Below are 25,183 nucleotides of genomic sequence, written 5' to 3'. Positions count from 1 at the left end.
GCCTCATTTCACCCAAGTATCCACTAATTCCATGACGAGCCTTCGTTCAATTTTATCGTCCAGTTTTTCCGCAATGGCGTACTGAACTGCACGTTTTACAGGGATGTGCTCGGCAAGTCCCATTGCATCAAGCAGGCTTCGAACCGATGCAGCTTCATCGGATAACAACCCATTCATCACTTGCTTTTTCAAATCATTGCCGATCTGAAGGAAAGTCTCAACAAGTTGTTGTGAGGCAGTTGGAAAAGTATCTTTCATGACTGTTTTTAGTTGTTCCCCCGTCAAATAAGGTACTGTGAATGAGACAAAACGATTTTTTAACGCTTCATTCATCGGGGATGTGCCTACATAGCCTTCGTTAATAGCTGAAATAACGGTAAAGTTTTCATGTGCATAAATGACTTCACCCGTAAATGGATTCGTCAGCATACGTCGGTGATCGAGCACGCTGTGAAGGATAGGCAATGTTTCTGATCTTGCCATATTGATTTCATCGATGTATAAGATATGCCCTTTCTTCATCGCCTGAACCACAGGTCCCTCTACAAATTCGATAACGGTTTCTCCGTCTTTACTAATAATCGTTTTGAAACCAAGTAATGATTCGGCATCAAGATCGACAGAACAGTTGACGCTCTGCATAGGCTGTTGAAAGTAATGAGAAATAGTTTGGGCTAATTTTGTTTTTCCTGAACCCGAGGGCCCTTTTAGTAACACAGGCTTCTTTAAAACAACCGCGACAAGCACATCTTCCCATAAATGAGCGTCTGGTGAGACATACCCCCCTTGTTGGATTAACAGTTGGGCAGCTGATTCATGAGTGCCCCCTGAACGGCGTGCATGTTCTTGTTCTATCAATGCGTTCATCTAATGATTTCCTCCTTATGAAAAACCCGATACAGTTGTATCGGGTTTAGCTGCTTATTCGAAGTACGTTTTGTAATAGCCGCCGACTTTGCCGGTGTTATCCAAGACGAAGATGAATTCTTCTGTCTCATTTTTTACTTCATATTCTTTGCCAGGTGTTAACACATTATTCACTACATATTTCGCAGCATCTGCATGCTTGCAGACGACCGTTCGAATTGCTGGTGCAGTTGTCCAATCTTTGAATGTCATTTCTATCTCTCCTTTCAATTTATTAAATCAATTACGCCTCGGCGTAATTGCGTCCGGAGGCTTTATTTTCGTTCAGCGGGAGTTTGAACACCCGCTGAACAGTAAAACAGAATGCATTCATCCCGCAACCTATATAGGTGGGGTCTTCGACTGAATGAAGAGAAAGAAAAATCGGCCCGCAACGAAAACGGGCCGATTGATTTAAGGCCTACTGTCTGCCTTGCTGATATTAAGATCCAAGAAGAAGGTCTTCTGGATTTTCGATCAAGTCTTTGACCATTTTCAAGAAGCCAACAGAATCTTTACCATCGATTACGCGGTGGTCATAAGAAAGAGCCACGTACATCATCGGACGGATTTCAATATTATCTCCAATAGCTACTGGACGTCTTTGGATAGTATGCATACCAAGGATTCCGACTTGCGTACCATTCATAATCGGTGTTGACATCAGTGAACCGAATACACCACCATTTGTAATTGTGAATGAACCGCCTGTCATGTCTGCCATTGTCAATTTGTTATCGCGTGCTTTTTTCGCAAGCTCGACGATTGTGCCTTCGATTTCAGCGAAGTTTTTACGGTCTGCGTCTACCACGTTTGGCACAACAAGTCCGCCATCTGTTGAGATAGCTACACCGATATCAAAGAAGTTCTTCAAAATGATTTCGTCGCCATCGATTTCAGCGTTGACATACGGATATTTCTTAAGTGCTGCAACAACTGCTTTTGTAAAGAATGACATAAATCCAAGACGAACATCATTTTGTTCGAAGAATTGGTCTTTCTTACGTGAACGAAGTGCCATCACATTTGTCATGTCGATTTCGTTGAATGTTGTTAGCATTGCTGTAGATTGTTTAACTTCAAGTAGACGTTTTGCAATTGTTTGGCGACGGCGAGTCATTTTCTCACGTGTCACACGACCGTCTTCTTGAGCAGGAGCTGCCGCTTTTGCTGCTGGAGCAGCTGGTTGTGCTTTCGGAGCTGTACCATGTGCTTCAACATCTTGTACACGAACGCGACCCATTGGATCAACCGGTGAAACAGCAGCAAGATCGATGCCTTTTTCACGAGCTAGTTTACGAGCTGCTGGACTAGCGATTGTACGATCAGATGCACTTGCATCTTCTTCAACTACAACAGCCGCAACTGGTGCTGCCGGTGCTTCAACTGGTGCTGCAGGAGTAGCTGCTGGTGCGCCAGATCCTGAACCTACGATTGCGATTACTTGGCCAACTTGAACTGTGTCACCTTCTGCTGCAAGGTGTTCTTGAACAACTCCAGCTTCTTCCGAAATAACTTCAACGTTTACTTTGTCTGTTTCAAGTTCAACGATGAATTCGCCTTTTTCAACCATTTCACCTGGTTTTTTCAACCATTGTGCAATCGTTCCCTCTGTAATCGATTCTGCTAGTTCTGGTACAATGATCTCTGCCACAATAATTTCCTCCTCTAATCTATCTACGGTGTTAAGCCATACATTATCATACAGTGTGATGATTATTTTTTCAATGCTTCATCAAGAATACGGTTTTGTTCAATCTTATGTGATTCCCCGTCACCCTCAGATGGGCTTGCACGGTGAATTCGGCCAACATAAGAAACATTCTTGTCGCCCGCAATTTCACGGATGTAATTATTTGCGAATAACCAAGAACCCATATTTTTCGGCTCCTCTTGTACCCAAACCAATTCTTTTACGTTCGGATAACGGGAAACGATTTCCTCAATTTTATCGGACGGGAATGGATAAAGCTGTTCCACGCGGACGATGTGCAAATGATCGAAACCTGTACCATCTTTGACACGTTCAGCAAGATCGATAGCCACTTTCCCACTAGCAAACAAGACTTTTTCTACTTTGTCTACATTCTTACCTGTTCCTGGTTGCTCCAACACAGTTTCGAAATGACCTTCTGCCAAATCACTAATATCTGCTCCGACGAGTGGATGACGAAGAAGTGATTTAGGTGACGCGATCACAAGCGGACGCATTGATTTATCGCCAAGCATTTTAGCTTGTCTGCGAAGAATATGGAAATAGTTCGCAGCACTTGAGAGATTTGCGACTGTCCAGTTGTTTTCCGCACAAAGCTGTAGATAACGTTCAATTCTCGCACTCGAGTGCTCAGGACCTTGGCCTTCATATGCATGTGGTAATAGCATAACAAGTCCAGATTGCTGACCCCATTTCGAGTAACTCGAAGAGACAAACTGGTCAAACATGACTTGCGCCATATTCGAAAAGTCTCCATATTGTGCTTCCCAAATAGACAATGCCTTTTGGTCTTCAAGGTTATAACCGAATTCATAACCAACAATTCCCGCTTCTGTCAACGGACTGTTATATGCAACGAAAGATGCTTTTGAACCGCTAATATGATGAAGCGGAACGAGTTCCTCGCCTGTCTTCTCATCGTGCAGAACTAGATGACGGTGTGCAAAAGTTCCACGTTGAACATCCTGACCAGTTAACCGGATTGGATTACCATCTTGTAGAATTGTACCGAATGCAAGTGTTTCTGCATGTGCCCAATCGATTTTTCCTTTGCCGTTAAATGGCTCTTCACGGCGTTTCAAAATCCGGGATAATTTACCGAAGACATTGAAGTTTTCGGGATATGTGAGTAATTCTTCATTAATACGACGAAGATTGGCTTCGCTAGTCCCCGTTTCAAGATCTCTTGGATAACCAGCAAGAACTTCCTCAGGCGTAGCGTTTGAAATGGATTCTGTTTTCGAAGAATGCTCTTTCACTTTGTCGTATGCGTCTTGCATACTCGCGATTATTTGCGCGTCTAGTTTCGTCACATCGTCTTCCGTTAAGATATTCTCTACTACCAGTTCCGCACCGTATAATTCACGCACAGTCTTATGCTCATGGATAGAATGATACATAACTGGGTTCGTCACAAGTGGCTCATCCATTTCGTTGTGACCATAACGGCGGTAGCCAAGTAGGTCAACTAGGATATCTTTTCCAAACTTCTGACGGTATTCGAATGCGAATGATGCTGCTGCAATCACTGACTCAGGGCTATCCGCATTGACGTGAAGTACCGGCACTTCATAACCTTTTGCTGGGTCTGAAGAGTAGTGTGTTGATCTTGAATCATAGAATTCAGTTGTAAAACCAATCATATTATTCGCGATAACGTGGATAGAACCACCTGTTTTGAATCCACGGACACGGCTATAGTTGAACGATTCAGGAACAATTCCTTGTCCAGGGAATGCTGCATCCCCATGGATAAGTACTGCATAAGCAGCATTTGTATCTTGTTCAGGTACTCCTGGATTCGAAGTGTTTTCTTGTGCTGCTCTCGTTTGTCCAGTAATAATCGGATTCACTACTTCTAAGTGAGACGGATTATAGGCAAGGAAACGTTGCATGCCTGTTTCACCTGTATATAATGCGCCCATATGATACTTCACATCACCAAACCAACCACGTGTCACTTCAAGTGAGCCGTCTGTCGGAAGGAACGGTGCATCTGGAACGCCTGCAAATTGAGCAAACATCATTTCATAAGGCTTATTTAAAATATGTGTCAGCACGTTCAAACGACCTCTATGCGCCATCCCGATCAACATTTTTTTCGTTTTCTCTTCTTCAGAACGACGAACAAGTTCGTCAAGGAAGACAACTAGTGTATCCAATCCTTCAATGGAGAATCGTTTCGCACCGACGAATGTACGGTGGATGAATTTCTCAAACCCTTCGATTTTCGTCAATCTTTCAAGAAGAGCCTTTTTATCATCTACAGATAGTTGAGTAGAAACACTTCCACCTTCAATCTTAGACTGAATCCAAGTTCTTTCTTCTTCGTCGATGACATGATCAAATTCATAAGCGATTTTCCCTGTATATAATGTTTTCAAATAGTTCACAGCATCAAGCCCGTGCATTACGTTTGGCGGAATAGTAGTAAAGAAAAGTGATGCTGGCATAGCCTGCAAATCGCTGTCCGTCAACCCATAATAGGAAGCTTCAATACGCGTTGAATCTTTCGGACGATCTTGTAACGGATAAATATCTGCTGCAAGATGCCCATATGTACGAATTGCGTCCTGCAATTTATAGGCAGATAATACTTTACTGAAATCAGCCGGTGCAACAGCTCCGATTGCTTCACTTTGTTGCCCTGCGTCTATTACGGGCGCGCCGAAATGACGGAACATTTCTGCGAGTTCCGCGTCCACAGACTCAGGTGATACTTTGAACACTTCATACATTTCCATTACATACCCAAGGTTTGGACCCGAAAAAACTGCATACGGGGAACGATGGTAGCCAACATTGTTCGACATGTAAAATGACCTCCACATTTGCCTACTGGCATATTGTGATTTTATTTTTTATCCGTATTAATATTACCACGCAAACACTATAACTGAAAGGGTTTAGCGTCAATTGTGAAACTTTTGTGCCCGGGACTACATTACACCTGTTTTGAATCACTTGCAACCTATTAAATTTACATGGTTAGACAAAATTTTGTCTATTCCAGCTAATTTCGGTACGTCATAATCATTTCCACCATTTCTTGAGGTGTTTTTGGTAGCGAAGATTTTTTCATATCTTCAATTAACTGTTTCTGATCGTTTACTAACGTGGCGAATTCTGTCGATAAAGTTCGAATTGCCACTTCCTCTTCTTGTAGCACATGTGCATAGCCTAATTTTTCGAAGTGGGAGGCATTCAAAATTTGGTCTCCTCTACTTTTAGCTGCCGATAACGGAATGAGTAACATCGGTTTCCGTAAGGCCAGCAATTCAAAAATGGCGTTCGATCCAGCCCGTGAAACAGCGTAGTCGGATGCAGCAAGTAGATGGGGCAAGCCCTCCGTAACATATTCAAACTGAGTATAACCCGTCATACTTTCGAGCTTGTCGTCCACATTCCCCTTACCGCAAAGGTGAATGACCTCAAACTGCTGCAGAATGGCTACTAAATCCTTACGAATGGCTTCATTCACGACTGCAGATCCTTGGCTTCCCCCCATAATAAGAAGTACGGGTTTTTCCCCGGGCAATCGGGCCATACGTAAACCGTCCTCGCGCACACCTTCGAATAATTCAGGTCTAATAATCGCCCCACTGCATGTCGCTTTTTCTGCGGGAACGTACTTCAATGTTTGTTCAAAGACTGTAAAGATATGATTCGAAAATGGTAATGCTAGTTTATTGGCAAGCCCAGGTGTCAAGTCTGACTCATGAATGACAACAGGGACTTTCGCAAGTTTGGCAGCCAACACTACAGGGACTGAAACGAATCCCCCTTTTGAAAAGATAATTTCAGGCTTAACTTTCCGAATAATTCCTAGTGCTTGCATAACACCTGCACCCACCCGGAACGGATCCGTAAAATTTTTCATAGAAAAATAACGCCTGATTTTTCCGCTTTGAATGGCATGATAGACGACTTCAGGATGTCCATTACCAATCAGTTCTTTTTCAATTCCAGTATGTGATCCTATGTAATGTATTTCGTATCCTTTTTCACTGAATACAGGGATAAGCGCTTGATTCACGGATACGTGCCCCGCCGTTCCGCCTCCTGTTAATAAAATTACTGGCCTTTTCATAGCCTCTCACCTCTTCTAATATAAACTCATTGTTATTATAGCAAACGAACCATGATACAATGTTAGTTATCTGTTGAAAAAAGGATGATTTATTTGGAAAATACACTTTCTCTTCGAAAAAAGCCATTTAGATTGGCAACTATTGTCATGCCAATCCTCATTACACAAGTCGCATTGTACATGATGACGTTCTTCGATATTCTTATGACAGGGCGCTACGATACATACCATCTTGCAGGTGTTACCATCGGTTCTTCTTTCTGGGTACCTGTTTATACAGGCCTTGCTGGAATTTTGATGGGGCTTACCCCGATAATTGCCCAACATGTCGGGGCACGTCAGCGTGATGAGGTTCGACCTGCTGTGCAGCAAGGTCTTTACGTTGCAGTTGCACTTTCAGCCATAGTCTTTGCTATCATTGTATTCGCCGTTTCACCTATACTAGAATCCATGCCACTCGAGGATGAAGTTCGCATTGTGGCAGCCGATTATTTAAAAGGGATGAGCTTTGGTCTTCTACCCCTATTCGCGTACACAGTGCTACGTTCATTTTTCGATGCACTTGGGGCGACACGCGTTTCAATGTTTATCATCTTGTTATCTGCACCGATCAATATCGTCCTTAACTATTTACTTATTTACGGAAAATTTGGCTTTCCAGAGCTCGGGGGTGCAGGTGCAGGCTATGCATCAGGTATCACGTATTGGCTCGTATTCTTTATCGCTTGTTCCGTCGCTTGGCTTCGAAAACCGTTTAAAGAATTCACACTATTTAAGGGTTGGGAAAAGATTTCATTGATAAGATGGAAAGAAATCCTGTTTATAGGTGTGCCAATCGGGATTTCGATTTTTGTGGAAACCAGTATTTTTTCTGCTGTCACTCTAATGATGAGTAACTATTCGACAGCTGTAATATCAGCACATCAGATTGCTTTGAATTTCACCTCACTACTATATATGATTCCGCTTAGTATTTCGATGGGGGCAACTATCCTTGTCGGTCAAGCCGTCGGAGCAGGGCAAATGCGAGATGCCAAGCACTACAGTTTTCTTGGCGTCGGGCTGGCCATTACGTTCAGCTTCTTATCGATTGTCATTCTGTTAGTGTTCAGAGAGCCAATTGCTTCGCTTTATACGACAGATACAGGAATTATCGCATTGGCGATTCAGTTCTTTGTCTATGCCGCGCTGTTCCAATTATCCGATGCAATTCAAGCTCCTGTTCAAGGTGCGTTACGAGGCTACAAGGACGTTAACATGACCTTCATTATGGCAATTGTGTCGTATTGGGTACTCGGTTTACCAATTGGCTATTTGACGGCTACTTATACGAACTTAGGTCCCTATGGTTATTGGATTGGTTTGATTGCCGGTCTAACAGTTGGAGCAATCACACTATCTGTTCGACTGATCTATATCCAAAAAAAGAAATTTAGTTAATGTTAAAACCCGCAGATTGCAATCGCGGGTTTTTTCACCTCTTTAATTCAATATACCTGACCTTGTAACTTCCGCTTCCACTTTGACGTGAATCGGCAACTTCGAAAATGTGTCCGTCCACTCCCCCTGTTCCCATAGTTTAGGATGGAATGCGCGTACGGGTCGCCCAAATCCTACAGCGTCGCTTTTCGCTTCTTGAAGCCTTTTAATCACACTCGTTAAATCCTTCTCTAATTCCTTTGAGAGAAAATCCTCAACCTCCTTTAAGATTTTCTTTTTATTTAGACTGTCATGTGGAAATTCTTCGATAGACACTTTCAGCTTATAGGATGCGTCTATCTTGTTATCCGAAATTTCCCAATCTTTTTTAATACTTAACACGCTAATCGCTAAAGGACTTTCTTCCCCATCATTTTTCCATAGATACTCAAGACGCATATACTTGCCTTTTTTATTTTTCAGCAAATTGAGTAGCTCCGAGTCCTTTCTTTCCAAAAATTCCCCTGTAAATTCATTTTTATTAAATAATGCGGTACCTATGATTTCGGGTACACCGCTTTCTTTACCTACTTTTATGTAAGGTAGCGCAAGTGACATATCCTCTGTAAAAAGTAGCGTACATACTTGTTGGAGATCAATCTTCGGGATCAATGAGTACTTGATTGCTGTATCAATTAGTTCCATATAATATGCTGCAACATCTTTCCCTTTATCTTCAGGTAATTCGAAATAGGGTGCTATCTCACCTTCAACAATGGCCAGATGAGCGCTAAGTCGATTGCGAGGGTCACGATAAAATATATCGAGATACTGATATAAGTCACTTTTAGCAGAATCTCCTGCTAAAAGTAACACTTGAAGTTCAGCTATATCAAGCCCCTCAGACGTATTTGTACTATTTTTTGCCCCACGTGTAGTAATGCCACTACCTGTCTCAGTAGAATAACTAATAGACCCATCTTCAAAAATCGGAAAAGCAAATTGGGACTTGATATTTCCCGGCCGACCTTCTATCCCGACAAGTGAAACATTCGTGACATCCTTATATTGCTGTTCGTCCCAACATCCACTTAACAGTGATGAACAAATTACAAGGATAAAACCAATTCTTCTCATTTCTTTTTTCTCCTATTCATCAGAATGACAACTGTCGGCAAAACAATAATGAAAAACAGATTGAAATAGATAAGTGAGTGCTGAATCATTTCTACACGTTCTTTTGAAAGAAAAAAAAGTGGCAATAACAACAGTAGGATATGAAAAATAATTGTATTTCTTTTCCGATGACCTTTTGCGTGAAGTTGATGCACATAAATTGCTGTAAAAGCAAAAATGGCAATCGTGATGATACTCCACATCATCCAAAGATAAATAAAAAACAAATCAAGCCTTTCAACGAACGACACCGTTTGCGATTTTAAAATATACATGATAGGTTCGGGAACCATTTTTATTTCAGCTAACGGAAAATAAAGAAGCGTAAACAGGATTGAACTAAAGAAAAACAACGCCCATACCAACTGATAGATGAAAAGTGGCAGTCCCTTAATATTTTGCTTCGCATCTACATACTTTCTGAAAAACAAGAATAGTTCGATTCCTACAAATGTGAATTGGGACGTAAACATCCCCTTCAACAAATCCGAACGTTCAATGGTGCCCACTGGGAACAAATTCGTCCATACATATCCAGGCCATGCAAATAGTAGAACAATGAAAAATAACGGGATCAATGGGACAAGGATCACACTTAAATTGATAACTGTTTCAGAGCGGCTCAGGTTTGCGTAAAGTGATACCCCTACCATGATTGAAATGACGATAACCTGTGGCGTATCGGGGAATGCCCAAACCGCAAGTGTATAGTCGATATAAGACATGAAAGAGACGATAATAATAAGCCAATAGCCTTTATAAAGCCAAGATACAATCGGGCCAGGCTTAAAGTATTCATAATTTTTTTCGTATACAAGCAACAGTAAATAATGGAAAACACCTACAATAATAAAAATTAGCCAAGCATCACGCCCTGTTGCATTGATAAATGGTGTTTGAAAAGAAAGTGAAACCGTACCCGTTTGTATAATGAATAGTAATAAAAAAAATTGGTTTCTTGATAATTTAAACGTCAACGGTCCCCACCTTCTTTATTTGCACCATGCGTAAACGTTTTTTGCTGTTTTTTCAGACGGGTAAACGGGATTCTAAAGAACACATCCTTGAATCTTGATGGGTCATAAGGAACAATCGGCGTGAAATAGGGCTGCTTCAATGATGAAAGATTCAAAAGGTGGATAAAAAGAACTAGTGTTCCAATTGCCATGCCGAAAAAACCGAACAGCGCAGCAGCAACCATAAATGGAAAACGAATCAGGCGAATGCTCATATTCATTTCCCAGGACGGAATGACGAAACTTGAAATGGCAGTCATCGCTACAACAATCACCATAAAATTCGATACGAAACCAGCATCGACAATTGCGTTCCCAATAACGAGACCACCCACAATCCCTATCGTTTGTCCAATCGGCGTAGGAAGACGAATAGCTGATTCTCGTATCAATTCGATAAATAATTCCAAAATAAGCGCTTCTATTATCGGGCGATAAGGTATATCATTGACCGCCAGCTTCACTTGTTTCCCTAGTTCAGCCGGAATGATTTCCGAATGAAAACTAACAACCGCAATATAAAACGCTGGCAAAAAAATAGCCGCCATAAAACTAACGAGACGGAGGATTCGGTAAAATGAACCAACGAGAACACGTGCATTATAATCATCCGGTGATTCATAAAAAGAAAAGAAGTTGACCGGTGCAACAAGTACGGTTGGAGAACTGTCGGTAAAAATCGCGATTTTACCTTCTAATAAATTTGCGACAACACGATCAGGACGTTCTGTATTCAAAAATTGCGGAAATGGTGACCAAACCGTGTCCTCTAAATAATCTTCAATTTGCCCTGTACCCCATACTTTTCCTAATTTCCCTAAATTATTCCCTTCCAATCGGTTTTTAATGTCGTTAACAATATCTTCATCTGCTATTGACTCAATGTAGACATAGCCCACACGCGTATTTGTTTCGCTTCCAAGACGAATGGATTTGACAACAAGATCTGGCATAGTAAGATGCTTACGCAGGAGGCCCATGTTCATATCAAATGATTCAACAAACCCCTCATGCTGGCCTCGAATGACATGTTCGTTTTCTGGTTCACTAATACTACGTACCGGCATTTTAGGAATCGTAATTTTTAGTAGCAAGTTTGTATAAGGAAAAACAACTGCAACAGAACCTGTCACAATGCTATCGATCAATAAAGGAACAGAAAAGGCTTGAACGGTCGATGCAGCTGTTTCTCCCCATTCCGCAAGCCCCTCTACAGCTCGATTGCGAATTAGTTCGAGTTCTTTGTTCACTTGGGCCGCATCGTTCAACACAGAGTAATAACAGATGATTGCCGGATTATCCTGCCAGTCTATCTCTTCAACAATCAAATCTGCTGAATCATGAAATGTTTTTTTTATGTATAAAATCACGCCATCAATCGACTTCATATCATCCATACCATTCACCTCTTGCACAGAGTATGAGCTGCGCAAAAATGTTTTAAACGTTTTTCTAACAATAGTGGATTGCAGTAAGGGATAAAAATAGATTTTTTGTACTTCGTAAAAAAACCATCCCCTACACCGATAATTTCCGGTGCAAAGGATGGCTCAATACAATTTTATTTTTGAATGAACTGCTGTGTCCAGTAGTTACCATTCTTGTCATACCCAATACCGATATGCGTGTAACCTGGTGTTAAAATATTTTCCCTATGTCCTGGTGACGCCATCCAGCCTTTAACGACTTCCTCAGCTGTCCGTTGGCCCATCGCAATATTTTCCGCTGCCGCTTTATATGTGACACCGTTTGCCTTCATTTGATCAAATGGTGACCCGTAAGTTGGGCTTGTATGTGAAAAGTAATTGTTTGTAGCCATATCCGTTGATTTTTGGCGTGCAGAACTCATTAAGTTTTTATCAATTTGCAGTGGTTTAAGCCCTGCTTTTTGTCTTTCTGCATTTGTTAAGTCAAGAACTGCTTGCTCAATTGCAGAAATAGATGCATCTTCCGGTGTTTCACCCGGTTGTCCTGGTGTTACTTCACCCGGCTCCTCCGGTGTCACTTCACCTGGGTCCTCTGGTGTCACTTCACCCGGCTCCTCCGGTGTCACTTCACCTGGTTCCTCCGGTGTCACTTCACCTGGTTCCTCCGGTGTTGTATCACCTGGTTGCTCCGGCGTTGTGTCACCTGGTTGCTCCGGCGTTGTGTCACCTGGTTGCTCTGGTGTTGTGTCACCTGGTTTCTCTGGTGTTGCGTCACCTGGTTTCTCTGGTGTTGCGTCACCCGGTTTCTCCGGTGTTGTGTCACCTGGTTTCTCCGGTGTTGTATCACATGGTTCCTCCGGTTTTGTATCACCCGGTTTATTTATAGATGGAGGGTTCCCCCCTAAAATTTCTTCCCAATGCTTCCAGTCGAAATGGAATCTATCATTGAAATACTTGCCGAAATACGACTTGTATATGTAGTCCCCCCATACGAGGTGCTTTTCTTGCTGCGCGCTTGGCACCTGCACCTTACTATCAGAATATGAAGCTTCTACACTTGTGTTGTTCGGCAGTAAGAGCGCCGAACCGAGCATGAGTACTGCTATTGTTTTTTTCATCTCATTACTCCTCCCTTCGCAAACTATCATACCGTCTGTGAGATTCAGAATATCGGATGTTCTTTCCAGTTCACCCAGTTCTATGATGAATACCTTTGTCAAAGACCTTGTCCGATTAAAATCTGGTTATTTTTGGACAACTCTCTTTATATTTCATCTAATTTGGGGTTGACGGTCTCATACTTTATCATTTCAATTCCTTCACCGAATATTACTAGATATGGTTCAATCATGACGTATTCCAGCAATCAATTGACTATACCGTAAGCATATAGAAATAAAAAAGATTTTTATACCCAATACCAGCCGTATTGGCCAAAACTGAAATCCTATTCAAAAAAAAGCCACCCCGCACACCGAAATAGTACCGGTACAAAGGATGACTTATCAGAATATATTATTTTTGAATGAACTGCTGTGTCCAGTAGTTACCGTTTTTGTCATAACCAATACCGATGTGCGTATAGCTAGACGTTAAAATATTTTGCCTATGTCCTGGTGACTCCATCCAGCCTTTTACAACTTCCTCAGCCGTACGTTGACCCATCGCAATATTTTCAGCTGCCGCTTTATATGTGACACCGTTTGCCTTCATTTGATCAAATGGAGATCCGTATGTTGGGCTAGTATGTGAAAAATAATTTTTTGAAGCCATGTCTGCTGACTTTTGACGAGCAGAAGTCATTAAGTTTTTGTCTGTTTGTAGAGGTTTAAGACCCGCTTTTTGTCTTTCTGCATTTGTTAAGTCAAGAACTGCCTTTTCAATCGCAGAAATAGATGCGTCTTGCGGTGTTTCACCTGGTTGTTCCGGTGTAACATCACCTGGTTGTTCTGGTGTTGGTGTTGGTGTTGGTACCGGAGCTGGTGTTGGTTCAGATGGTGCAGGTTTTTCAACTGGCTCGCTTGGTGTTGGTACAACACCCCCTGGATGTTTGTTAAAATGCTTTTTCCAATGGTAACGATAACCATTCTCTATTTTCTTATTTGTCTTCACATCGTAGAGTTGTCCCCCTAATAGGTAACATTGTACATACGTGCTTTGTACCTCTACATTATTGTTCGCATATGAAGCTTCTACACTTGTGTTGTTCGGCAGTAAGAGCGCCGAACCGAGCATGAGTACTGCTATTGTTTTTTTCATCTCATTACTCCTCCCTTCGCAAACTATCATACCGTCTGTGAGATTCAGAATATCGGATGTTCTTTCCAGTTCACCCAGTTCTATGATGAATACCTTTGTCAAAGACCTTGTCCGATTAAAATCTGGTTATTTTTGGACAACTCTCTTTATATTTCATCGAATTTGGGGTTGACGGTCTCATACTTTATCATTTCAATTCCTTCACCAATTATTACGAGACAAGGTTCAATCATGACATATTCCGGCAACCAATTGACCATACCGTAAGCATACTGGAATAAAAAAGGATTTTTGAAACCTTTAACAGGAACATAACCTTTCATTCTATAAACTGTATCAGGTAGGGATCTAATCCAATTCTCGAAGTCTTCTTTATCCACACTTTCTGTAAAAGTGATGAGTTTTGAGGAGAGCGGAAGGTTTTTACCAGAAATAATTGGTTGTCCAGAAACTTTATCAGGTTCTTGTAGTGTCTTTTCAATGAAAGAAAACGCCACTTTAGCACCAGTCGTTTGAATGATGGGGGCAGAACCGTTGAAATTGGACAGTTCCAGTGTCACGGTTGCCATTTCTTCGTCCGTTAGCAAATCCGCTTTATTCGCTACAAGCAGATGAGCATGTCGTATCTGTTCCATAAATAATGCCCGAATTTGCGGAGACAACTTGTCGCGCTCTAACCATCGTTTAGAGTCTGCGACGGTGACAATACCTCTGACATTAAGTCTGTCCGCGAATAAAGGTGAATAGATGGCATCCAGGGCTTCAACAGGATGGGCAGCACCCGTTGTTTCAATCAGGATAACATCGATGTCATCATTTTCTTCTAGAAGCCCCTGAAGCTGCGCCTCGGTCTTTTCAGATCCAGTACAACAGATACACCCTTCCAAAAGCTCTTTGAGCGGCACGTCCCCCTCCCCCTCGACAGCATCTGAGTCAAATGGTAGTGCACCGAATTCGTTCATTAACACTGCCGGCTTCTTCCCTTGTTCCTTTAACTGTCCAATTGTATGAAGTAATAGCGACGTTTTCCCACTACCGAGAAAGCCACTGAATAAGTAAACATCAATCATTTGAGCACCCTCTATCATTTAATCAAAAAAGCGTCCATCCGAATTAGGACTGGACGCTTTTTTGTTATTTCCCTACTTTTTCAAGCAATAGTTCTTTTGCTTTTAGTAGCTGCGGATCTTCTTTTTGAATTTTCGTCCGTAGCTTATTCATCAAGCCCAAAGTCGTTTCGCCCAATAAAACACCATTCGCTTCAACTGTAAGATCATCCTGCAGTTGTTTAACAGCCTGCGAAGTTTTTTCGTCAAACAGTCCATCAATTTCACCTGGCTCATAGCCGACAGCTTCTAACATTTCCTCAGCTGCTTTAATAGAAGGTGAATTCATGCCTTCCTTCATTTCCGCGGCAGGGTCGAGGAATGGAAGCATAGCATACGATGGGTACGGTACACTTACCGTTGGCTCAATACCTTTTTTATGAATCCAGTTGCCATCAGCTGTTAGCCATTTTGCTGTTGTGAGTTTCAAATTGGAGCCATCTGGTAGATTTTTTGGCGATTGCACAGTTCCTTTACCAAATGTTTTCACACCAACAAGCGGAATACCAGCAGACTCCTTCATAGCGCCTGCTAAGATTTCAGATGCCGAGGCACTTCCTTCGTCAATAACAAGCGTTACCGGAACAGTAACCTTACGATTTCCGGAAGCTGTATAGACAATCGGTTTCGATCCTTTGTCTTCGTATTGGAATAAATTCTTGCCTTTTTCCACAAACAGATCAGAAATTTCAATGGCAGTTTCCAATATACCACCTGGATTTTGACGAACATCGACAATCAAGCCCTTCATCCCCTGCTTTTCCATGTCATCGAGAGCAGCAAGTAGTTCTGCATAAGTCCCCTCGGAAAAGCTCGTAATATGAATATGTGCAATGCCATCAGACAGCATTTCAGTATAAACCGTCTCAACTGGAATGACGTCACGAACAATTTTCATATCGACAGGTTCTGCATTTTCTCCACGCTTAATGGTTAATGTGACAGGTGTCCCTTTTTCCCCGCGAATTAGCAAAACAGCTTCCGAGGAAGACAATCCTTGAATACTTTCACCATCAACCGCAATGATTAGGTCATTCGGCAAAATACCTGCGTGTTCTGCCGGTGAATTTTTAATCGGCGACACCACGTTAATATAGCCATTTTGTTCTTGGATTTCGGCGCCAATTCCTTCAAAGCTTGACGAAATACTTTCATTTAACTGTCTAGCTTCTTTCTCGTTTAAGTAATCAGAATAAGGATCACCAAGTGCGTCAATCATTCCATTGATGGCACCGTCTATAATAGCGGTTTCATCAATTTCGTCATAATAGTTCCCCACTACTTCATCGTACGCATCATATAACTTAGCAAATTCTTGGCGATTCATATTTAGTGGTTTTTGTGGGCTACCCACATCAACTACTTTATCGTCTCCTGTTGTCAATGCAAAGAACGTCACGCCTGCCGACGCTAGTACAAGACCGAACACAAGCATTACGAAAGAGAACGGTTTTAAGTTAATCGTCCTTTTTGCAGGCGGTTGGTGATTCAATTCATTTTCTGATTCAAGGCCGTTATTCTCTTTTTCGTCCATCCTATTTCCCACTTTCCGCTCTCACGATAAGAGTTTGTTCAGAAAAGGACCGCTACATTGCGGGCGGTCCTTTCCTTAAAATTATTCTTGAATAGCTGCTTCTAATGCCACTATAATCATATCATTAAATGTCGTTTGACGTTCTTCTGACGATGTTACTTCCCCAGTAAGGATGTGATCACTAACCGTTAGAATCGCCAAAGCTTGACGACCAAATTTAGCCGCAAGTGTATATAATGCTGCCGCTTCCATCTCTACTGCTAAGACACCATACTGAGCCCATTTTTCGTGCTGTGAATGCTCATTGTAGAAAATATCTTCAGTAAAGACATTACCAACCTTTAATGCCAAACCTTTTTCAAGACCCGCGGTATGCGCTTTTAATAAAAGATCAAAGTCTGCAGTTGGTGCATAGCTTACACCATTAAAGATGATGTCATTCATCTTGGAATTAGTAGATGCAGTTTGTGCTAGGATCACGTCCCGCACGTGAACATCTTTCTGAATAGCACCGCAAGTTCCAACGCGAATCAATTTTTGCACGTCATACTCCTGCATTAATTCCGTAACATAAATTGAAATTGATGGTACACCCATTCCAGTTCCCTGTACAGAAATACGTTTACCTTTGTAAGTACCTGTATAACCAAACATATTACGAACTTCATTGTATTGTGTAACGTCTTCTAAAAATGTTTCCGCGATATATTTTGCACGAAGTGGGTCACCTGGTAGCAAAATTGTATCCGCGATGTCACCTTTTTTAGCATTGATATGTATACTCATTCCATAAGCCTCGCTTTCAAATTTTCTTTTCTTATCATACAGTCAAATAAGGCATTATGCAATGAAGTTGCCGCCCAGTCTTACATAAATCGTTCCTCATACAATTTGTATAAGTCATCAAAAATGACGGATGGCATTTGCGAATCCGCCTTCTCTTCAATATAGCGTGACAGTGGATCAAAGGCTTTTTCCTCTTTTGGAAAACTAAGATCATTGAACATACTTTCCGCAAATATTGAATTCAAATCACCTTTCACTCCACCACGGAATGAAAGGACAAAGTGATAAAAAGATCGATCCATCTATTCATTCCCCCTCAATAATTAGTTCTATATTGGTGTAATTACGTTCCCCCCTTTAGATATGGGGGGATGAACGCTAAAACAAGTTAGCTTTCAAATTGCTGTGCATATGCTTCGTATCCCTCTTCTTTCAAACGATTGACAGGTACAAAGCGCATAGCAGCCGAGTTGATGCAATAACGGAGCCCATCTTCACCTGGACCGTCTGGAAAAACATGTCCTAAATGTGAGTCTGCTGTTTTACTTCGTACTTCCGTCCGTCTCATACCATGACTAGTATCAAAGTGCTCGACCACTTCGATCGCTTCAATCGGTTTCGTGAAGCTTGGCCAACCGCACCCCGCATCAAACTTATCTTTGGAGCTAAATAAAGGTTTGCCAGACACAATATCGACATAGATTCCTTCCGCATAATGACTGTCAAATTCATTGCGAAACGGAGGCTCAGTTCCATTTTCCTGTGTGACGTAATACTGCATGTCTGTTAATTTCTTTTTCAGTTCCTCTTTCATACTTCCTCACTCCAGTTGTCAGATTTGAAGCGTTCTCGACCTGATCCGTTCGCATATCGATTATAATGCGCGGGATTTTTCAAATAGTAATCTTGATGCCCTTCTTCTGCCTCATAAAATGCTTTTGCTGGAAGAATGTCTGTCGCAATGGACTTGCCGAATTTACCCAAATCCTCTAGATCGGACTTCGATTGCTCTGCCAACTCCAATTGTTCAGCAGTATGGTAAAAAATCGCTGTCTTATACGATTCCCCACGGTCGAAAAACTGTCCTCCACTATCCGTTGGATCAATTTGACGCCAGAAGATATTCAGAAGTTCACTGTATGAAATGATTTCATCATCAAATGTAATTTGAACGGCTTCCCGGTGTCCCGTCGTATTTGTACAAACCTGTTCGTATGAAGGATTTGCAATATCTCCACCGGTATAACCAGAAATAACAGCAAGAACCCCTTCGTAGCGGTGAAATGGTTTCACCATACACCAAAAACAGCCACCTGCAAATGTTGCCAATGATTGCGCCATCTTCAAACCCCCTTATTTTTTCGGGATAATGATTTCCAGAATAATCTCATCTTCCGCCAAATTGAATGTCTTGGCTCTTACCTGCAAATTACCCGTAACTGGAATTTCCGCTAAGTTAAAGAATATTTCTTCCTCTTTTGGACGAACGGTCATCCAAGTAGGTAGTTGCACAGAATCCTTTAAAATCTTCAAAATGGTTGAGGGGAGTACGTTTAGTTCCCCAATTTCCATCTTCGAGAGCTTCAAAATTAAATTGCCATCTTCTCGTACAACCGGATCAAAGTGCATAATAACCGGGAAGGTCAATGAGAACATCGTCATTTCCGAGAACAGTAGTACCTCATCGCTAACTTTCATCGTTACCGGAAGCGGTCCACCTTTCATCGCTTTTTTTATATACGTATTAGCGATTCCTTCTAAGTTCTCTTTGGTCGCCTTCACCGTTAAGACATTATCAGACACATCCACCACGCCCTTATCAGGAAGAGGAACGGATTCAGGGGAACTACTGAGAAGTAAAATCACGGCAGATATTCCTGCGGCGACAATCCCTGCTAGTAAAAAAAATCCTATTTTCCATTTATTCATCGCATCCAGCTCCTACATATCCAATTCCCCATCTGACAGCTCCAGTAAACCACATTCCTTCAATTCCGCAAGATAACGCTCCGCCATCGCATCATATCCTTTGGCATTCGGATGAAAGAAATCGGTGTGGTAAACCATGTTTTCATTGGTATCAAATAGATCGATGACCGGGACAAAACAAGCTTTTCCATCCATAGACGTGCGAACTTCGATCGCTTCATTCCAATCATCAATAATATCTACAAATTCATTCGATTCATCCGTCACAAGTGTAATCGGATTATAAAGACCGGCTACGATTATGATTGCATCACTATTCAATGCCCGGATGATTGAGAACAATTCATCCAGCCTATTCTCAAACTTCCCTAGCTCCACATAAAAAGGTTCAACCTTCAAATTAAACAAATGGGACTTAACAACTTTCATAATGTCGTTGCCGCCAATCGTCAAATAGATTAGATCTGCCCTTTTTACGTCCGATTGAATATCCTGCTTCGCGAGCTGTTCGATAAGCTGATCACTTCTCCGACCTCTTTTTGCCAAATTATCAGCGTCGACATCCTTAACTCCTCGCCACTCATTCATCTTGCTTGTGACACGGCCAAAATAACCGTCTTTTTTCAACTCATCCCCAACACCCTGCGTCAGCGAGTCCCCTAAACCAATCACATGAATTCGTTTCGGTATAAAATAGCCGGGAATGTCCCATTTCGTAAATGCTAATTCTTGCCGTTTTGACAACGATTCAATTGTATTTACGGGTTCCCGTTGACAGCCTGACAAAAACAATGAGAAGGCTATCAGCACCATGAATACTCTTCTCATACGTATCGTTCCCCTTTTCTTCAGTAAAGAATCCGTCATCTTAATCCGTATAGTACATAAATCCAATCGCACCTTCACCGGTATGTGTACTAATTACGGGTGTCGCAAACGTCAGTTCGACATCCTTGACCCCTGACTCTTCAATCATTTTTTTCAGCGGCTCTGCCATCGCTAAGCCGTTGACATGTGCAATCCCAACACCACGAACAATTTTTCCAGCCGTTTCTTCCGTAAACGCTTTAAATAAATGGGAAACGACTTGTTTATGGCTACGTGCTTTAGCGACAGGTGTATAAACGCCGTCTTTTAGCATTGCGATGGGCTTAATATTGAGTAATGAACCAATCATTGCTTTCCCTTTACCGATTCGACCACCTTTTACAAGGTTATCCAGCACGTCTACAACGACGAAAAGTGATGTTTTTTTACGTACAACATTCAAATGATCAATGATAGTAGCAACGGTTTTCCCCTGCGCAGCCATTTCGGCAGCTTCCATTACTTGAAACGTTAAGGCATGTGTAATGAACATTGAATCGATAACCGTTACCTTCGAATCTGTCATTTCGGCAGCTGTCTGAGCAGACTTTACGGTTCCGCTCATGCCGCCTGTCATATGTATGGAAATGATCTCGCTGCCATCCTCGCCTATCTGGTCATAGAGTTCCTTGAAAACCCCCGTTGCAGGCTGTGAACTTTTTGGTAATTCTGCTGAACCCTTCATCATTTCGGCAAATTTATCCGGTTGAATATCGACTCCATCTACATATGTTTTACCGTTAATATGTATGGTCAGTGGGACGATATGAATTCCGTATTTCTCAATATCCTCTTTTTTTATATCTGCTGTTGAATCTGTCACAATATGAACTTTTTTCACAACATGTACTCCCCTCTAGTAGTGGCAATTCTCAATCTATTTTAGTATAGTAAAAAAAGGAGGTTATTCTATTGACTACTGCATATGATTTCAAAAATGGTCGAGAAGAGCTATGGAATGCAATTACGCATGGAATAGGCTTCGTTCTCAGTATACCTGCATTTGTATATTTGATTGTTGTTGGTGTTCAGCGCGGCACAGCCACGTATGTTGTCAGTTACACTATTTTCGGAGTTTCCATGCTACTCTTATTCCTTATGAGTACACTGCTACATAGTATGCCTATTAAATTCAAACGGATTTTCTCTATACTTGATCACTCTGCGATTTACCTGTTGATTGCGGGCACTTATACGCCATTTCTCCTCATCACCATTAAAGGGACACTAGGATGGATATTGTTTGGGGTTATATGGGGTCTAGCCATCGCAGGCATCTTATTCAAAGTGTTTTTCATCCATCGTTTTGAATTTGTTTCACTAATCTTCTATATCATTATGGGCTGGCTCATCCTAATTGCCATAAAACCGTTATTCTACCAATTGACGTTTGCAGGTTTTGCGCTTCTTGTAATAGGCGGTCTATTATATACTGTCGGTTCCATCTTCTACGCTTGGAGGAAAATCCCATACAACCATGCAATTTGGCATCTATTTGTCATGGCTGGCAGTGCCTCCATGTATTTCTGCGTCCTCTTATATACGTGAGGGCGTTTTCTTAATTCTATCGACGGCCTGACCAATCAGTATTTCTGCATGATTGACAAGTTTCTTCCTATTCATCGTTTGTACAGTCTCCACATCGATGGTAGGTAAAATTTCAACCCGAATTTGCGCTGGACGAATTCTATTATTGTTTTTCTCCATAATTTCGGACGTGCCGTAAAGGGCAATCGGAACAACTGGAACACCGGCATCTTGTGCGATTTTGGCAAAACCTGATTTAAATTCCTGTATGCCCGTCCCCTTACTGCGTGTGCCCTCGGGGAATATAATAATCGAATGGCCTCCACGTAATTTCTCTACCGAGTCCCGAAGTACATTCATCGCACTTCTTCTATCCGATCTGTCGATAAAGACACAGTTCATCTCTTCCATCCAGTCATTGATAATTGGCAGTTTCTTCACTTCTACTTTAGAAATAAAGCCAAATGGTTTTGGAATAGTAGAAATCAATACGGGAATATCGAAATTCCCTTCATGATTACTAATAAACAACACAGGTCCTTCTGGTAAGTGTTCCGTTCCTGTTATCGAAATGGAACTTTTGGTTCTTTTCATAATACCTGTTGCCCATACTTTGGGCACCTCATCCACATAAAAATCTCGGACATTCGGATCTAATTGACGGCTTAATTTCTTCACTTTACTCAGTTTTCGTATCGTAAATGGCAAGTAACCAAATAGATACGAAAACGTCCGAATTGTTTTTAACATATTAAGTCAATGAATTCCTTTCGTACACGAGAAATGAGTAAGGAATACCATCTTTTGTGATGTGATCTTTTGAAGTTGATGTAAGCTTCCATTCAGCTTCGTACGCAGGGAAAAACGTATCCCCCTCAAATTTTTTCTGAATGTTTGTAATATAAAGGCGATCTGCAATTTCCATTGTCATGCGGAATATTTCAGCACCGCCGATGATCATCACTTCATCAGAAAACGCTTGCGCTTGTGCAATTGCCTCCTGAATATCATGGACAACAACAGCGCCTTCAGCTGTATACGCTTCATTGCGCGTGACTATAACACTAAGTCTCCCGGGTAACGGTCTACCAATCGACTCGAACGTCTTGCGTCCCATCACCATTGCTTTTCCCATAGACATTTTTTTGAAATATGCAAGATCCTCAGGAATATGCCAAGGTAATTCGTTATCCTTACCAATAACTCGGTCCGGGTCATGCGCTACAAGTAGTGAAATCAAAGTATTTTCCTCCCTTAAACAGCAATGGGTGCTTTTATTTTTGGATGCGGATCATAATTTTCAAGTTCGATATCTGACGTTTCTAATTCAAAAATCGATTTCCCTTCGATATTGAGTTTCAACGTTGGTAGTTTTTTCGGTTCCCGTGTCAACTGCTCATTCACCTGATTAATATGATTCGTGTAAATATGCGCGTCACCTAGCGTATGAACGAACTCGCCAACGCCAAGATCACATTCATGTGCTATCAGATGAACAAGTAGTGCATACGATGCAATATTAAACGGTACCCCTAGAAAAATATCTGCACTGCGTTGGTAAAGCTGGCAAGACAACTTTCCGTCTGCTACGTAAAATTGAAACAGCGCATGACATGGCGGCAATGCCATATCTTCCACTTCAGATGGATTCCAAGCCGTTACAATATGACGTCTGGAATCGGGATTACGTTTAATCCCCTCAATAAGATTGGCAATCTGATCAATAGCACCGTCCCCAGTCGTCCAAGAGCGCCACTGCTTTCCGTAAACAGGTCCAAGATCAGCATATTTCTCTGCAAAATCCGCATCTTCTATAACTCGCTTTTTAAATGCATTCATTTCAATTTTATAAATAGCGGCAAATTCTTCGTCTTTTGCAGCCCGACGCCCAAAATCAGTCATATCCGGCCCGACATATTCTGGACTCTTTACCCATTGTTCAAACGCCCATTCATCCCAAATCGGATTGCGATCCTCGATTAGCGTTTTGACATTCGTATCACCTTTTAAGAACCATAAAAGTTCAGATGAAATAAGCCGAAATGCCGTCTTTTTTGTCGTCATCAGTGGGAATCCTTCGTTTAAATCAAAGCGCATCTGGTAACCAAACACACTGATCGTCCCCGTACCTGTCCGATCTTCTTTCTTAGTGCCTGTTTCAAGCACATGTTTACATAACTCTAAATATTGCTTCATTTATTTACCTCCCTACACTTGTGTTTAGTATATCAAAAATCATCATATGAAGATAATATTTAAGAGCGAAAAAACACCCCATAAGCAGTTAGTTAAGATAACCACTTAGGAGGTGTGTTTTTTGAGCAATATTCAATGTTGTTTGAAGTGTCAGCTGTTGTGTAGGCGAAAGACTTATATATTCAGCGTTTTAATGGTACCGCAGAATTTCGACTTTGGTAATTAGATGTATTGTACGATATTCTTCTGGGGTACGCTTGGGGTACAGTTAGTATTCGAAAGTTTTTATTTAGATTTGCTTCTTTGAAAGATACACAAAAAAACGACCTTTCCCTAATTGGATTGGTCGCTTTCATTAAATGCTTAATTCACATAATGAGATATTTATCAATATAATATAAATGATTTTAAGAAAGGGGAAAATAATGTTCATTACACTAAGAATGGCTAAAATTTTATTAGAAGCTGCTGAAAGAAAAGCATGCGAACTGGGTCTTTCTGAGAATATAGCTATTGTTGATGAAGGTGGAAACCTCATTGGCTTTCTCCGAATGGATAATGCCAAGTTAGCGGGGATTGATATCGCTCAAAACAAGGCATGGACCAGTGTATCAATGCAAATGCCGACTTCGAATCTGTCTATTGCGGCGTTACCTGGTGAGCCATCATACGGAATCAACACGACAAACCAGGGAAAAATCGTCGTTTTAGGAGGAGGAATTCCCCTTGTATTTAACAAGAAAGTAGTTGGTGGTGTTGGCGTTAGTGGAGCCACCAGTACACAAGATATTGAAGTAGCAAATGCTGCGGTTAAAGCATTTGAAAACTTGACCAGTTCAGTTTCATATCCTGTCAACCCTTAATAATATGGAATATTTGCGGTAGCACTAATGCTTGCGGTCGATGTAATAAAATAACGATAAAAAGCGAGCTACCCACATAATTGTGGACGGGTCGCTTTTTTATTTGCAAAGTAATTTATCAGAAAGCTGTCTATTTCAATTGAGAAAAGCTATTTATGTATAGATAAGGAAAGATGACTGTGTAAAAGGGGACCGCTCAATAAGAGCGGTCCCCTTTTGCATGTGCATAATACAGGCAAAAAAAGACCGTCAATAGACGATTTTCTGTTGTTGAACTAAACATACTAAGATTAGTAGTACAGGCCAAGGCATTGGTTTGTACTACTTTTTTTATATAGTAGAGGTGAAGAACAGGTCGTGGGTGCTTT

At 41.5% G+C, this 25,183-nt stretch carries 25 protein-coding genes; 3 read left to right on the top strand and 22 right to left on the bottom strand.

Going from position 1 to position 25,183, the window contains the following annotated elements; all coding sequences use genetic code 11:
- Positions 1 to 3 precede the first annotated feature (3 nt).
- The 5 genes from ACIQ0H_RS21145 to ACIQ0H_RS21125 all read right to left on the bottom strand — a co-directional run bounded on the left by ACIQ0H_RS21145 (position 4) and on the right by ACIQ0H_RS21125 (position 6,710).
- Complete coding sequence (locus tag ACIQ0H_RS21145) at positions 4 to 867, bottom strand: ATP-binding protein (RefSeq protein ID WP_403419224.1); 864 nt, start codon at positions 865 to 867, stop codon at positions 4 to 6.
- Positions 868 to 921: 54 nt separating this feature from the next.
- A complete protein-coding gene (locus ACIQ0H_RS21140) occupies positions 922 to 1,119 on the bottom strand; it encodes a DUF6501 family protein (protein WP_340737955.1) in 198 nt (65 codons plus the stop codon).
- A gap of 229 nt (positions 1,120 to 1,348) precedes the next feature.
- Positions 1,349 to 2,560, bottom strand: a complete 1,212-nt coding sequence (gene odhB / locus ACIQ0H_RS21135) for a 2-oxoglutarate dehydrogenase complex dihydrolipoyllysine-residue succinyltransferase (protein ID WP_403419222.1) — start codon at positions 2,558 to 2,560, stop codon at positions 1,349 to 1,351.
- Positions 2,561 to 2,622: 62 nt separating this feature from the next.
- Positions 2,623 to 5,433, bottom strand: a complete 2,811-nt coding sequence (locus ACIQ0H_RS21130) for a 2-oxoglutarate dehydrogenase E1 component (RefSeq protein ID WP_403419220.1) — start codon at positions 5,431 to 5,433, stop codon at positions 2,623 to 2,625.
- 200 nt (positions 5,434 to 5,633) lie between these two features.
- Positions 5,634 to 6,710: an undecaprenyldiphospho-muramoylpentapeptide beta-N-acetylglucosaminyltransferase gene (locus ACIQ0H_RS21125; protein ID WP_403419218.1), complete on the bottom strand. Its 1,077-nt coding sequence runs from the start codon at positions 6,708 to 6,710 to the stop codon at positions 5,634 to 5,636.
- Positions 6,711 to 6,803: 93 nt separating this feature from the next.
- Here ACIQ0H_RS21125 and ACIQ0H_RS21120 point away from each other — a divergent pair, with 93 nt between their 5' ends.
- Positions 6,804 to 8,150: an MATE family efflux transporter gene (locus tag ACIQ0H_RS21120; protein ID WP_403419216.1), complete on the top strand. Its 1,347-nt coding sequence runs from the start codon at positions 6,804 to 6,806 to the stop codon at positions 8,148 to 8,150.
- A gap of 42 nt (positions 8,151 to 8,192) precedes the next feature.
- Here the strand turns inward: ACIQ0H_RS21120 and ACIQ0H_RS21115 are convergent, their stop codons facing one another.
- From ACIQ0H_RS21115 to ACIQ0H_RS21050, 14 genes are all read right to left on the bottom strand, one after another.
- The gene (locus tag ACIQ0H_RS21115) at positions 8,193 to 9,266 is read right to left on the bottom strand and encodes a Ger(x)C family spore germination protein (protein WP_403419214.1); all 1,074 of its coding nucleotides are present in this window, start codon (positions 9,264 to 9,266) and stop codon (positions 8,193 to 8,195) included.
- Entirely contained in the window at positions 9,263 to 10,282 is a 1,020-nt protein-coding gene (locus ACIQ0H_RS21110; protein WP_403419212.1) for a GerAB/ArcD/ProY family transporter, read from the bottom strand. Before ACIQ0H_RS21110 ends, ACIQ0H_RS21115 begins: the two co-directional genes overlap by 4 nt.
- A complete protein-coding gene (locus tag ACIQ0H_RS21105; RefSeq protein WP_403419210.1) occupies positions 10,279 to 11,718 on the bottom strand; it encodes a spore germination protein in 1,440 nt (479 codons plus the stop codon). Before ACIQ0H_RS21105 ends, ACIQ0H_RS21110 begins: the two co-directional genes overlap by 4 nt.
- Before the next feature lie 164 nt (positions 11,719 to 11,882).
- Positions 11,883 to 12,866 carry a CAP domain-containing protein gene (locus ACIQ0H_RS21100; protein WP_403419209.1) on the bottom strand — a complete coding sequence of 328 codons (984 nt, stop codon included), beginning with the start codon at positions 12,864 to 12,866 and terminating at the stop codon, positions 11,883 to 11,885.
- A gap of 397 nt (positions 12,867 to 13,263) precedes the next feature.
- A complete protein-coding gene (locus ACIQ0H_RS21095) occupies positions 13,264 to 14,007 on the bottom strand; it encodes a CAP domain-containing protein (protein ID WP_403419207.1) in 744 nt (247 codons plus the stop codon).
- A gap of 146 nt (positions 14,008 to 14,153) precedes the next feature.
- Positions 14,154 to 15,077, bottom strand: coding sequence for a CobW family GTP-binding protein (locus tag ACIQ0H_RS21090; RefSeq protein ID WP_403419238.1), 924 nt, complete (start codon positions 15,075 to 15,077; stop codon positions 14,154 to 14,156).
- 64 nt (positions 15,078 to 15,141) lie between these two features.
- Positions 15,142 to 16,647: a lmo1851 family serine protease gene (locus ACIQ0H_RS21085; protein ID WP_403419205.1), complete on the bottom strand. Its 1,506-nt coding sequence runs from the start codon at positions 16,645 to 16,647 to the stop codon at positions 15,142 to 15,144.
- An 81-nt stretch (positions 16,648 to 16,728) separates the two neighbouring features.
- Complete coding sequence (deoD, locus tag ACIQ0H_RS21080; protein WP_403419203.1) at positions 16,729 to 17,433, bottom strand: purine-nucleoside phosphorylase; 705 nt, start codon at positions 17,431 to 17,433, stop codon at positions 16,729 to 16,731.
- Between the two features lie 80 nt (positions 17,434 to 17,513).
- Positions 17,514 to 17,735, bottom strand: coding sequence for a YozE family protein (locus ACIQ0H_RS21075; protein ID WP_403419201.1), 222 nt, complete (start codon positions 17,733 to 17,735; stop codon positions 17,514 to 17,516).
- Between the two features lie 86 nt (positions 17,736 to 17,821).
- The gene (gene msrB, locus ACIQ0H_RS21070; protein ID WP_403419199.1) at positions 17,822 to 18,247 is read right to left on the bottom strand and encodes a peptide-methionine (R)-S-oxide reductase MsrB; all 426 of its coding nucleotides are present in this window, start codon (positions 18,245 to 18,247) and stop codon (positions 17,822 to 17,824) included.
- Positions 18,244 to 18,774, bottom strand: a complete 531-nt coding sequence (gene msrA, locus ACIQ0H_RS21065; RefSeq protein WP_403419197.1) for a peptide-methionine (S)-S-oxide reductase MsrA — start codon at positions 18,772 to 18,774, stop codon at positions 18,244 to 18,246. Before msrA ends, msrB begins: the two co-directional genes overlap by 4 nt.
- Before the next feature lie 12 nt (positions 18,775 to 18,786).
- Entirely contained in the window at positions 18,787 to 19,362 is a 576-nt protein-coding gene (locus tag ACIQ0H_RS21060; protein WP_403419195.1) for a YpmS family protein, read from the bottom strand.
- Between the two features lie 12 nt (positions 19,363 to 19,374).
- Positions 19,375 to 20,190, bottom strand: coding sequence for a GDSL-type esterase/lipase family protein (locus tag ACIQ0H_RS21055; protein ID WP_403419193.1), 816 nt, complete (start codon positions 20,188 to 20,190; stop codon positions 19,375 to 19,377).
- A 40-nt stretch (positions 20,191 to 20,230) separates the two neighbouring features.
- Positions 20,231 to 21,070 carry a DegV family protein gene (locus ACIQ0H_RS21050; protein ID WP_403419192.1) on the bottom strand — a complete coding sequence of 280 codons (840 nt, stop codon included), beginning with the start codon at positions 21,068 to 21,070 and terminating at the stop codon, positions 20,231 to 20,233.
- 71 nt (positions 21,071 to 21,141) lie between these two features.
- Here ACIQ0H_RS21050 and trhA point away from each other — a divergent pair, with 71 nt between their 5' ends.
- Complete coding sequence (trhA, locus tag ACIQ0H_RS21045; protein WP_403419190.1) at positions 21,142 to 21,777, top strand: PAQR family membrane homeostasis protein TrhA; 636 nt, start codon at positions 21,142 to 21,144, stop codon at positions 21,775 to 21,777.
- Here trhA and ACIQ0H_RS21040 read toward each other — a convergent pair.
- Genes ACIQ0H_RS21040 through ACIQ0H_RS21030 form a run of 3 tightly spaced genes read right to left on the bottom strand, consistent with a single transcriptional unit; the run spans position 21,766 to position 23,952 of the window.
- Positions 21,766 to 22,506 carry a lysophospholipid acyltransferase family protein gene (locus ACIQ0H_RS21040; protein WP_403419189.1) on the bottom strand — a complete coding sequence of 247 codons (741 nt, stop codon included), beginning with the start codon at positions 22,504 to 22,506 and terminating at the stop codon, positions 21,766 to 21,768. The genes trhA and ACIQ0H_RS21040 overlap by 12 nt on opposite strands.
- Position 22,507: 1 nt before the next feature.
- A complete protein-coding gene (locus ACIQ0H_RS21035; RefSeq protein ID WP_403419187.1) occupies positions 22,508 to 22,996 on the bottom strand; it encodes a dihydrofolate reductase in 489 nt (162 codons plus the stop codon).
- Positions 22,997 to 23,010: 14 nt separating this feature from the next.
- Positions 23,011 to 23,952 carry a thymidylate synthase gene (locus ACIQ0H_RS21030; protein WP_403419185.1) on the bottom strand — a complete coding sequence of 314 codons (942 nt, stop codon included), beginning with the start codon at positions 23,950 to 23,952 and terminating at the stop codon, positions 23,011 to 23,013.
- A gap of 443 nt (positions 23,953 to 24,395) precedes the next feature.
- On the opposite strand from ACIQ0H_RS21030, the gene ACIQ0H_RS21025 reads away from it, so the two are divergent.
- Positions 24,396 to 24,815: a GlcG/HbpS family heme-binding protein gene (locus tag ACIQ0H_RS21025; RefSeq protein WP_403419183.1), complete on the top strand. Its 420-nt coding sequence runs from the start codon at positions 24,396 to 24,398 to the stop codon at positions 24,813 to 24,815.
- Positions 24,816 to 25,183: the final 368 nt, after the last annotated feature.

This window comes from Sporosarcina sp. NPDC096371 (assembly GCF_044762865.1).
Classification (GTDB): domain Bacteria; phylum Bacillota; class Bacilli; order Bacillales_A; family Planococcaceae; genus Sporosarcina.
The sequence above is the reverse complement of the archived record's forward strand: the minus strand, read 5'-3'. Positions and strand labels throughout refer to the sequence as shown.